Annotated in this window: 6 protein-coding genes; all 6 read left to right on the top strand. The window is 64.5% G+C overall.

Annotated elements, in window-relative coordinates:
* Window positions 1–153: 153 nt before the first annotated feature.
* Window positions 154–729 (top strand): DUF1349 domain-containing protein, encoded by a 576-nt coding sequence (locus LPA37_RS08745; protein WP_229012296.1) that lies wholly within the window; start codon window positions 154–156, stop codon window positions 727–729.
* A 300-nt stretch (window positions 730–1,029) separates the two neighbouring features.
* A complete protein-coding gene (amaB, locus tag LPA37_RS08740) occupies window positions 1,030–2,529 on the top strand; it encodes an L-piperidine-6-carboxylate dehydrogenase (RefSeq protein WP_229012295.1) in 1,500 nt (499 codons plus the stop codon).
* A gap of 113 nt (window positions 2,530–2,642) precedes the next feature.
* Window positions 2,643–3,815, top strand: a complete 1,173-nt coding sequence (locus LPA37_RS08735) for an NAD(P)/FAD-dependent oxidoreductase (protein ID WP_229012294.1) — start codon at window positions 2,643–2,645, stop codon at window positions 3,813–3,815.
* A gap of 450 nt (window positions 3,816–4,265) precedes the next feature.
* Entirely contained in the window at window positions 4,266–6,047 is a 1,782-nt protein-coding gene (locus LPA37_RS08730; protein WP_229012293.1) for a DUF2138 domain-containing protein, read from the top strand.
* 1 nt (window position 6,048) lies between these two features.
* Window positions 6,049–6,765 (top strand): DUF1175 domain-containing protein, encoded by a 717-nt coding sequence (locus tag LPA37_RS08725; RefSeq protein WP_229012292.1) that lies wholly within the window; start codon window positions 6,049–6,051, stop codon window positions 6,763–6,765.
* Complete coding sequence (locus tag LPA37_RS08720) at window positions 6,762–11,567, top strand: alpha-2-macroglobulin family protein (RefSeq protein WP_407672502.1); 4,806 nt, start codon at window positions 6,762–6,764, stop codon at window positions 11,565–11,567. The genes LPA37_RS08725 and LPA37_RS08720 overlap by 4 nt, the downstream gene beginning before the upstream one ends.
* Window positions 11,568–11,608 lie beyond the last annotated feature (41 nt).

Below are 11,608 nucleotides of genomic sequence, written 5' to 3'. Positions count from 1 at the left end.
AAGGCGCTGAAGCGCCAACTCTGGTCGACCGCAAGTACCTTGCATGGGACCAGAGTAAGGCGCTGAAGCGCCAACTCTGGTCGACCGCAAGTACCTTGCATGGGACCAGAGTAAGGCGCTGAAGCGCCAACTCTGGTCGACAGGAGAAACGCCGTGTTCAATCAGTGCGAATGGCTGAACGAGCCCGCGACATGGGTTCTGGAAGGCGATCTGCTGCGTGTCACGACAGATGCCAGCACCGATTTCTGGCGTGGGACGCACTACGGTTTCGTGCGCGATTCAGGTCATTGCTTCGGCACGCGCACAAAAGGCGATTTCACGGCGCAGGTGCAGATTCGCGGCGGCTTCGAATCGCTGTATGACCAGGCCGGGCTGATGGTGCGCATCGATGAGGCGAACTGGGTGAAGGCGGGTGTCGAATTCACTGATGGCGCGCTGTTGCTGAGCAGCGTGCTGACCGTCGGGCAGTCGGACTGGGCAACCGGATCCAGCCTCGCGACGGCCGGCGAATTCTGGCTGCGCGCGACGGTGTCGAAAGGCGTGCTCAAGCTGCAGTTCTCGACCGATGGCAAGACATGGCCACTTCTGAGGCTTGCGCCGTTTCCTGTTGCGCAAAGCTATTTCGTGGGGCCGATGTGCTGTACGCCGGAACGCTCGGGCCTCGTCGTCGACTTTGCGGACTTCGAGGTCGGGCCACCACGTGAGAAGAATCTGCACGATCTCACATAGCGTCGCGTTCCGCGTGCATGTTCCGTGGCCTGCTGCGTGGGGCCACTGGCAGGCCAAAAGCAAAATGACGACTTGCGATTTTCCTATAAGAAACACCGGCTTTTCCATCAGGTCGCGCCGGCATGGCGGGTGTCGTCGCTCACCCGGGAACCGCGGGTGGCAAAGGGTCAGACGTTGCCGCATCGGGCCCTTCATGATGGCCGCTGGCTCGGGCCTACCCGGGGTTGTCGCCATAAAACCCACCGTGTATAGTCTCCGGATCTGCTTTTGTTTCGTATTGGAAATCAAAGGACTCATGCCATGAACGCTTCGACCATCCTCGCCGATCTCGGCATTGCCCATCTGGCTGAAGCCGGCGACATCGCCGTGCATTCGCCGATCACCGGCGAGCTGATCGGGCGCGTGACCAGCAACACCACCGCCGAAGTCGACGCGGCCCTTGCCGGCGCGAAGCAGGCTTTCGCCCGGTGGCGCGATGTCCCGGCGCCGCGTCGTGGCGAACTGGTGCGCCTCCTCGGCAACCGTCTGCGCGAAAAGAAGCAGGCGCTCGGCAGCATCATCACGCTCGAGACCGGCAAGATTCTCCAGGAAGGTCTCGGCGAAGTGCAGGAAATGATCGATATCTGCGATTTCGCGGTGGGCCTGTCGCGTCAGCTGTACGGCCTGACGATCGCATCGGAGCGCCCCGGTCATCGCATGGCGGAATCGTGGCATCCGATGGGCACCTGCGTCGTGATCTCGGCGTTCAACTTTCCGGCGGCCGTCTGGTCGTGGAACGCGGCGCTCGCGCTCGTCTGCGGCAACGCGGTGATCTGGAAGCCTTCCGAGAAAACGCCGCTCACCGCACTCGCCGTCAACCAGATCCTGGTCGAAGCACTAAAGGAATTTGGCGACGCGCCTGCCGGGCTCACAGCCGTGATCAACGGCACACGGGAAGTCGGTGCGAAACTCGTGGCCGATCCGCGTGCTTCGGTGGTGAGCGCCACCGGCAGCACGGAAATGGGTCGTACGGTGGGCGTCGAAGTCGCGAAGCGCTTTGGCCGCTCGCTGCTTGAACTTGGCGGCAACAACGCGGGCATCGTCACGCAGACTGCCGATCAGGAACTGGCGCTGCGCGGCATCCTGTTCTCGGCGGTCGGCACGGCGGGCCAGCGCTGCACGTCGCTGCGGCGTCTCTTCGTGCATGAGAGCGTGTATGAGCAGACCGTCGAACGCCTCAAGCAGCTTTACGCGAAGGTGCCGATCGGCAATCCGCTGGAAAAGGGCACGCTGATGGGACCGCTCATCGACAAACAGGCGTTTGCGCGCATGCAGGAGGCGCTACAGCAGGCTGCCAGCGAAGGCGGCAAGGTGACGGGCGGCGAGCGCGTCGACGTGAAGGGATTCGGGAACGGCTACTACGTGCGTCCGGCGCTGGTCGAAATGCCGTCGCAAACACCGGTCGTGCTGAAGGAAACGTTCGCGCCGATCCTGTACGTGCTGCGTTACACGGATTTCGCCGAGGCGGTGGCGGCGAACAACGCGGCGGCGCACGGCCTGTCGTCGTGTGTGTTCACTACCGACCTGCGCGAAGCGGAACGTTTCGTCTCCGACGCCGGCAGCGACTGCGGCATCGCGAACGTCAACATCGGGCCGAGCGGCGCGGAAATCGGCGGCGCGTTCGGCGGCGAGAAAGAAACCGGCGGCGGCCGCGAATCGGGTTCGGACGCGTGGAAGGCGTATATGCGCCGCGCGACGAACACGGTGAACTACTCGTCGGCGTTGCCGCTCGCGCAGGGTATCGATTTCAACATCGGCTAGACGTTCTGGCCGCCCGGTCAGGCGGGCGGCGATGGCGATGCAGACGCAGATAACGTGTAACGCCCGGGCGCCGCGCAGCGCGCCCGGCACGCAGCTTCCTCACGGAGTGAGACGTGGATTCGAGAGTCGTGGTCGTCGGCGGTGGCGTCATTGGCAGTTCGATTGCGTATTTTCTGCGTGCGTCCGATCCCACCGTAAGCGTCACGGTCATCGAGCGCGATCCGACTTACGCGCGCTCTTCGTCGGCGTTGTCGGCGGCTTCGATCCGTCAGCAGTTTTCCACGCCGCTATCCATCCAGATGTCGCTCTACGGCATCGAATTTCTGCGCTCGATCGGCGAGCGGCTCGACATTGATGGCGCGAAACCTTCGATCGATCTGCATGAGGGCGGCTATCTGTTTCTCGCGACGCCCGCGGGTGTCGGCACGTTGCGCGAAAATCACGCGCTGCAGCAGAGTCTGGGCGCCGACATCAGCCTGCTCGATCGCGAAGCGCTGCAAACGCGCTTTCCATGGCTCAATACCGACGATCTCGCCGCGGGCGCGTACGGCGAATCGGGCGAAGGCTGGTTCGACGGCTATGGCCTCGTGCAGGCGCTGCGCAAGAAGGCGCAGGCGCTGGGCGCGCGCTACGTGGCAGCGGAAGTGAGCGCGATGCATCGCACCGGAAGACGCGTGACCGAAGTAATCGCATCGAACGGCGAAACGTATGCGTGCGACGTGGTCGTGGACGCGGCAGGCGCGTGGTCGCGAACGGTCGCGGCGATGGCCGGCATCGACATCCCGGTTTTCGCGCGCCGTCGCAGCATTTTCAATGTGAGTTCGCCCGCGCAGCTTGCGCACTGTCCGCTGCTGATCGATCCGTCGGGCGTTTATTTTCGTCCGGAGGGCAAGTCGTTTATTTGCGGCACGTCGCCTGCGGCGGACAACGATCCCGACGACCTGCCGCTCGACGAAGTGGACCATGCGCTCTTCGACGACGTGATCTGGCCGACGCTCGCGCATCGCGTGCCGCAGTTCGAGGCGTTGCGCGTGCAGAACTGCTGGTCGGGCTATTACGAGTACAACGTGTTCGACCAGAACGCGATCATCGGACATCACCCGGATGTCGATAACTGCATCTTCGCGAATGGTTTCAGCGGGCACGGCTTGCAGCAGGGGCCGGCGACAGGGCGCGGCATCAGCGAGCTGATCCTGCATGGGCGTTATACGACGCTCGATCTGTCGTCGCTCGGTTTTGCGCGCGTGCTGGAGAACCGGCCGATTGTCGAAAAGAATGTGGTGTAGGCCGTGCGAAAACGCGTCGCGATGAATGAAAAATAAAACAGGTGTATTGAGTGGCGCATTTTCAGATTGATGGCCGTTCTCAATCCGGCTTTCCATTGCCGGGTTTTATCTGGGTTGCATATAAACCGTCGGATATTGCCGCTGTTCGAGACGGCCTGAATATTCCGGTCTGACGGAGTAATCCGCCGTATTGCGCAAGCTGATTCAGACGATTGTTATATGTCGTCAAATTTCGAGCGATCCTGGCTTGCGCCAGAAAATATCGGTTATGATCGCCACGACCGTCAGCCGGGCCGCTTCGCATGGGTTTAACTGGTTCTAACGGTTTAACGGTGTCAGTCTTTTAGCATGACGTTCAGTGTTGAACGGTTCAATGCTGATACTTTTTGTGCCGGTTTTCGGCCTTCCCGAACACTGCATCGGGCGATAACAATAAGCATTCGAAATCAGATGAAGATGTCGCGTAAGAAAATCGCCATTCTCGTGGCCAGTGTCCTGGTTGTCGCCGCCATCGGCATAGGGACGGGCTGGCGGTATTTCGGCAAACAGCATGCGGTGCAGACGGCCGAAGTCGTCCTCGATATTCACCATCCCGACGCCATCATCGATAGCGAAGCGCTCTCGCGGCTGCCGCGCGACATCCTGCGCGTGCCGCTGCTGCACGACGTACTGACGCAGGATTTCGTCGACTATTACGAATCGAACAGCAGCCGGCTTTCCGCGGAAGGCGCGCTGCGCCGGCTCGCGTTCGAGCATCACCTCGATCTGCGCGACGAGCTGGTCAGGCGCGTTTTCGACGAACCCGCGCACGTGTTGCTCTGGCGGTCACCGGACGGCCGTCCCGGCTACTGGATGATGTCCATGCATCGCAATGGACTCGCGAAACTCCTGCAGGCGCTCGCCACCGTGGCGGCGAGCGATACGCAACTGAGCCAGGTCGCGAAGCTGCGGGGCGACGTGCCCGTCTACGCCCTGAAGCTCGCGGTGGGCCGCACCGTGCTGTTCGCCGCGAAGGACGATCGCCTTGTCGTTATGTCGGCGCCCGGCGTGCTGCTCGATGCGGATAACGTGCCGATCGGCGAGCGCGCCGATCTCGTCGCCAGCATGCTGTCGGGCCACGACGACACGGCACGCGCTTTCCGGCTCGACGCATTGCCGGCGGAAGTGAAGGGGCATCGCGTGGTCGTGTCGGCGAACTGGCTGTCGTTCGGCTATCAGGCGTTTTTCTCCGGCATCGTGGCGCTGCGGTTTGATTTTTCATCGACGGGCGATGCGCCGGCGGTCTGGCAGACCGCGGCGCTGATCGATCCCACCCGTTTGCCGCAGCAATGGAACGGCACTGATCTGTGGCACGCATTGCCCGCCAACCCCGCAGCATGCGCGAGCCTGCCTGTCGACTGGAACGATGCCGCGGGCCTGCTCGGCAACGTCATCGCGGGCGGCCCGCAAGCGGCCACGCAGATCAGCGATCATCTTGCGGGGCCGGCGGCGGCCTGCTGGTACGCGAAGTCGACGCTGGTCGCGCCGGTTTTCGTCGCACGCCTGAAAGCCCCGGCCACAACGGTCGATCCTGCGCTGAAAACGGCGCTGGCCAGTGCGTTCGGCGAAGTAATCGGCGCGTATGAAGCGAACGCCGGCAAGGAAGCGGGCTATCGCCGTCTGCCTGTAACGACGCGAGCGCCAGGCGCTGACGTCACCGTCTGGCAGCGGCCCGTCAGTGCGCGCTCGGGCACGGCGCTCGCGGCCAGGGCGCCATTTGGCGCCCAGCTGGCCGCGCCGCGTTACTTCCCGGTGACGCTCGCGCTTGCCCACGGCTACCTGGTGTTTTCGCCCGACGCGCGGCTCGTCGACGACACGCTTGCGGTGCTCGACAAGCGCTATCCGGCGCTCTCGGATACGCTGTCGCCGCAGCGCCTCGCGCGCACGATCGTCACGCTGACACCCGCCGCGGCCGCTGCGCTCATCGAGCGCGAAGCCGGCGCGGCGCTGCCCGCCGATCAGGAATCGATCTTCCGGAACGCGGCCCGCACGCATCTGACGCCGAAACTGCATGCGCTCGCGCACTATCCGCCGCTGTCGTTGAGCCTGCCGTCGAATCTGCCATCAACGACGTCGTGGGTGCCAGTCGAATGGCACTTCGATCGCGCGGGCACGGCCGCCGCCGGTGCGGAAGACCTGGAAAACGGCGGCGCGGATACGCCCCCGGATCAGCCCGGTGCCGGGAGCGACTGACATGCCCGCGCGCAACACCTCGGGTGTGCCTGATTCGCTGCGTCGCGCGTGGCTGGCACGCGTGGCCGCCGCACTGGTTACGCCGCTTGTCGCGTCGGGCGCGCACGCGCTGTCGGGCACGACCGCCCCGCCTGATCCCGATGCGCTTTCGCCCGGACAGTCCGCCGCATTTCGCGCGTGGTTCGTGCGGATCGTCGACCAGCAGATGCGCCGCGGCCCGACGCCGCGCTGGACGCAACGCGACTGCGCGGGACTCGTGCGCTTCGCGGCCGGCGAGGCGCTCAGGCCGCACGACGCGAAGTGGCTGCGCGCGAATGGCATGAGCGGCGTCGCCGACGCGAGCCGCTTGCCGCCGGAACTGCAGCTTTCGCCATCGCAACGCTCGCTGGCCAACCGCTGGGCGCATATCGACGGCAGCGTCGGGCCGTATGCGTCCGCGATTGCGCTGGTTCAACGCAATTGCCGTTTCGTCGCGAAGGACGTAAATCAGGCGCTACCCGGCGATCTGCTGTTCTTCGACCAGGGCGACGACCAGCATCTGATGATCTGGCTCGACCGCTGCATCGCCTATCACACAGGCACCGTCTCGCCGACCGATAACGGTCTGCGTGCCGTCGCCGTTTCCGATCTCATGCAATGGAAAGACTCCCGCTGGCAGCCGTTCGACGGCAATCCGAATTTCGTCGGGGTTTTTCGCTTTGCCTTTCTCACGCCATGATCCGTATGCCTTTCATCAACGCTTGCAGCGAATCTTCCGTCGGCACGCGGCGCCGCGCGCGCATGGTGTTTCTGGCCCTGATGTCGCTACTCGTGTTGTGCCTGTCGCTGCCGGCTTTGCCCGCGATGGCCGACGATGCCGCGACAGCGCCGGCCGTCTCCAGCACCGGCGACGATGCGGCGAACCCGCCCGACAATCCCACGCTGGCGTCAGCCACGCCGAGCGGATATGACACGCAGGTGGTGAACGGCCAGCCGTTCTTCCTGCTCTCGGACAAAAGTTTCGGCGCCAGTCAGGTTGCACAGGTGCGCCTCGAGGCGCCAGGCCGCGAATTCAGGTCGGAACTCGAGGCGTATGGCGGCGCGGATGTCGTCGTCTACCGCGTGCCGCGGCCGCTCGAATTCCTGAAGGCGCAGAAGAATCTGCATCGTCTGACCATCGCACCGAACTATCAGGGCGAAGGGCTTGCCAATACGCTCGCGTATCTGTGGGACCGGTGGTTCACCGGGGCGCGTCGCGCGTGGCAACGCGTCCTGTCGTTCGCCACGCGCAGCAAGGTCACCGAAGCCCAGCCGCAGTTCAGACTCGGCGAGCAGGCCGGCAAGCCGACGCACTTCGAACCCGCGTCGCGCTTCGCGCCGCTGAAGGGCTACGACGTGGTTGCGCGCTTTCGCTACCCGATCTGGGACGCGAAAAATATCGAGCCGCCGAAGGGCGTCGATCTTGCGGGCAGTAGCAGCAACTTTATCGAGGCTTCACCGGGCAACGTGATGATTCCGGTCGGCAAGCTGCCGCCGGGGCTGTACCTCGTCGAGGCGATCATCGGCAACTATCGTGCGCACACATTGCTGTTTGTATCGGATACCGTCGCGGTGGTGAAGGCTGCATCGGGCAGCCTGCTCGTGTGGACCGCGCGTCGCGACAACGGCAGGCCGGTGCCCGGTACAACCGTGAACTGGACCGATGGCGTGGGCGTCCTGCAAAGCGGCACGACGGGCAACGACGGCGCGCTGATGTTGCAGCATGTCAGCCCGGAACGAAGCTATGTGCTTGGTAGCGATCCGGCGGGCGGCGTGTTCGTGTCGGAGAATTTTTACTACGACAGCGAGATCTACAACACGAAGATTTACGCGGTGACCGACCGTCCGCTGTACAGGCCAGGCGATCAGGTGCATGTGAAGTTCATCGGCCGCACGTTCAAAAATGCAACGACGTCGACGCCCGCGGCCGACGCTGACATCAACCTCGACGTGCTCGATCCGAACGGCTCGCCGATCGCGACGAACAAGGTGCATTTCTCGTCGGATACCGGTGCGCAGACAGATTTCAACATTCCCTCGGAGGCGACGGCCGGCGGCTACACGCTGCGCTTTCGCTACAACGGCGATATGTATGGCAGCGCGTTTCGCGTCGCCGAATATGTGAAGCCGCACTTCGACGTCAACCTGACGATGGACAAGACCGACTACGCAACCGGCGACACGCTGAAAGGACGCATCGCGCTGCGTTATCCGGACGGCAAGCCGGTGCGTGACGGCAAGGTGTCGGTGACGCTGCGCGCGCAGCGTGTCACGATCGTCGACGGCGAGCTGCGCTATGCGGGGCTCTTTCCCGTCAAGCTGGAGCAGCAGGAACTCACGACCGACAGCGACGGCAACGCGACGCTGAGCTTGCCCGCCGCGAAGGAGCCGAGCCGCTACGCGTTGACGCTGTTCGCGCAGGATGGCGCCGCGTACCGCGTGCGGGTGACACGTGAAGTGCTGATCGCGCGCGGCGCGACGCCATGGAAGCTCTCTGCGCCGAAGTCGTTCTCAAAGCCAAAGGAAACAGTCAACTTCACCGTGCAGGCGCTCGCCGCAGCCGACGCGGGCGCCACTGCCCGCGCGCCGGCCACGTGGGAATGGGTGCGCCTCGAATCGCAGACGCATGCGGGCGGCATGCTCAACGGCGCGCAGGCAGGCGCCACGCTGGCGTTCCCCGTCCAGTTCGACGAACCGGGTTCGTACATGCTCTCCGTCAAGGACGGCGCTGGCAACCTGCTCGCCGCGGCGAGCCACTGGGTCGCGGGCGACGGCGTGAAGGCGGTTCCCGGCAGCGTCGAGATCGTGTTCGACCGCGACCGCTATCGCGTCGGCGACACGGCCGAGGCACTGATCACGTTCCCGATGGCGGTCGACGACGCATTGCTGACGCTCGAACGCGACAACGTCGAGCGCCGCGCGTTGCTGTCTTCGGGCGGCGACTGGGTGAACCTGCAACGCGTCGCGCCCACGCAATGGAAGGCGCGTATCAAGGTCGGCGAAAACTTCGCGCCGAACATGACGTTCTCGGTGCTTTACGTACACGCAGGCGAATACGTGTTCCAGAACGCCGGCATCGTCGTCGCGCAGCCATCGATCGATATCGCCGTGAAAAGCGACAAGCCGGTGTATGGCCCCGGCGAGCTCGTCACGCTCGATCTCACGAGCGCGCTGAACGGCAAGCCGGTGACGTCGAATCTGACCGTGAGCGTGGTCGATGAAATGGTCTACGTGCTGCAACCGGAGATCGCGCCGGACATCGTCGATTTCTTCTACCACCCGCGACGCAATAACGTGCGTACGTCGTCGAGCCTGTCGTTCATTACGTACGATCTGGCGTTGTCCGCATTGCGCGGCGCGCCCGGCGGTCCGCAGCGCGGGCAGTACAACGAGCGCGGCGTGAAGGTGCTGGAACGGCCGCGTCGCGACGACATGGACACCGCGGCATGGGAGGGCAATCTGCACACGGATGCCGACGGCCATGCCCGCATGACGTTCAGGATGCCGGACGCGCTCGCGCGCTGGCGCATCACCGTACGCGCGGTTAGCGTCGATGGCATGGTCGGCCAGCGCACCGCCTACGTTCGCTCGGACAAGGCGCTATATCTGAAATGGAGCGGCCCGACGCATTTTCGCGCGAACGACCAGCCTGCGATCGACATGCTTGCGTTCAACCAGACAACGGCGGACGTGAGTGCCGACTGGATCGTCGATGGCGGCGGTCTGTCGATTAACCAGAAAGTCATGCTGAAACCCGGCGCGAATTATCTGAAGCTGCCAGGTGGCGCGCTGAAGCCGGGTGTGGTGACCGCGAGCTTGCGCCAGGCGGGCAACGCCGTCGATCGCCTGCAGACGACCATCGGCCTCGATGCAACCGGCTGGCTCGATCTTCACGAAACGGCGGTCACGCTGGATGCCGCGCAAAAGCCGCTTGCGCTTGCTCCGGACGCGCGGGATATCAGCGTACGCCTGATGGGCAGCGCGGCGAGCCAGTTCGCGCGCGTCGCGGATGATCTGATCGCGTATCCCTATGGCTGCGCTGAACAGACATCGAGCCGGCTCATTCCTCTGACGCTGGCGCGCGATGCAATCAGCCGTGGCGAGAATCCCCGCGCGACGCAAGACATCGACGCGCTGCTGCGTAACCAGCGACAACGTCTGGCGATGCTGGCGGGCGTCGGCGGTACGTTCGGTTGGTGGGGCGATACCGCGCGCGGCAGTGCGCTGATCACCGCGTACGCGTATTACGCGGACTGGCTGGCGAGCCGCAGCCTCGGCATCTCGCTGCCCGCCGACAACTGGCAGCGCGCGATGGACGTCTATCGCGATGCCGCCGGCAGGGAGCCGTTACTGCACCGAGCGCTCGCGCTGTGGTTCATGCAGCAGATGGGGCTGCCCGTCGCGACGCCGCTCTCCGGCGTGGCCGGTCAGCTCGCGCATGAGAGCGCGAAGCCTGCCGATGCGCACGCCGGCACGTTCGATGCGTCGGACAGCGTGATCTTCGCGCAGGCGGATACGCCGCGCGGCAAGGCGATGGCCGTTGTGTTGACTGCATCGATGGCACGCGGCGTGAATGCGCCATTGCCCGACGGCTTCGACGCGCTTGCCAGTGCCGCGCGCGCTTCACTTGCCGCGGATCCCGCACCGGTTGTGCAGAGCCTGCTGATCATGACCGGTGGCGTGGGGCGTTCCGCGACGAACGACGTGTCTGTCCTGCTTGCGAACAGCAGCGCCGGGTATCCGACGCTCGATCGCGCGTTGACGCTGCTATGGCTGCGCAAGTCGCTGGGCGGCGACGTGGTCGATACGTCATTGCCCTCGGTGCAGGGCTCGGGCTGGACATCGTCCACCACACCGACGGGCGCGGCTGTCTGGAACTGGAGCGGCGCCGCCGCACCCGCGACACTCGACGTCAACACAGTGCGGCCCGATGTTACCGCGCTGGTTTCTTTCCGAAGCCACGCGAGCGAAGCGAGCCGCTTGCCGGTCACGATCGAACGCACGCTGTACCGGCTCGTGCCGGTGGCAGCCACCGGCGACAAGGACAAGACGCAGGAGCCGGGCCGCTTCACGTTCTCCGCGAAGGCACTCAAACCGGGCGATTCGATCGACAGCAACGCGCTCTACGTCGACGAAGTCCGGCTGACGCCAAAGAAGGATGGCGCGTTTCACTATGGCCTGCTCGACGTGCCGTTACCGCCTGGCGGCTCGGTGGAGGCGACAAGCTGGGGCGTGAGCATCGAAGGTCTGCCCGGGCCGGGCGAGGGCGGCAGCGGTCCGCAGCCGTTCCAGCGCGCGGCGACGTTTGAAATGGGCGAGATGGCGTATCACCAGCCCGTGCCGTTGCTCGATCGTCCCGTCACGCTGCGCCAGCTCGTGCGCTTTGCGTTGCCGGGCACGTTCGTCGTGCCGCCAGCCCGATTCTTCCGGATGTACCAACCCGACGCGAAGGCTTTTGAAGGCGGCACGAGCGACAGGTTGATCACGATGCGGATCGAGTGAGTGACATGTCGATGATGCGGCTGCTGCGTGTGATGTCGGTG

It is taken from the genome of Paraburkholderia gardini, assembly GCF_907164545.1.
In the GTDB taxonomy this organism is placed as follows: Bacteria; Pseudomonadota; Gammaproteobacteria; order Burkholderiales; family Burkholderiaceae; genus Paraburkholderia; species Paraburkholderia gardini.
Note: the sequence above shows the minus strand (reverse complement) of the source record. Positions and strands in the feature narration are given on the sequence as shown.

What these genes read in the sequence shown, in the direction of transcription:
- amaB (WP_229012295.1), top strand. Translation starts at nt 1,030, where the DNA reads ATGAACGCTTCGACCATCCTCGCCGATCTCGGCATTGCCCATCTGGCT.
- LPA37_RS08730 (WP_229012293.1), top strand. Translation starts at nt 4,266, where the DNA reads ATGAAGATGTCGCGTAAGAAAATCGCCATTCTCGTGGCCAGTGTCCTG.
- LPA37_RS08725 (WP_229012292.1), top strand. Translation starts at nt 6,049, where the DNA reads ATGCCCGCGCGCAACACCTCGGGTGTGCCTGATTCGCTGCGTCGCGCG.
- LPA37_RS08720 (WP_407672502.1), top strand. Translation starts at nt 6,762, where the DNA reads ATGATCCGTATGCCTTTCATCAACGCTTGCAGCGAATCTTCCGTCGGC.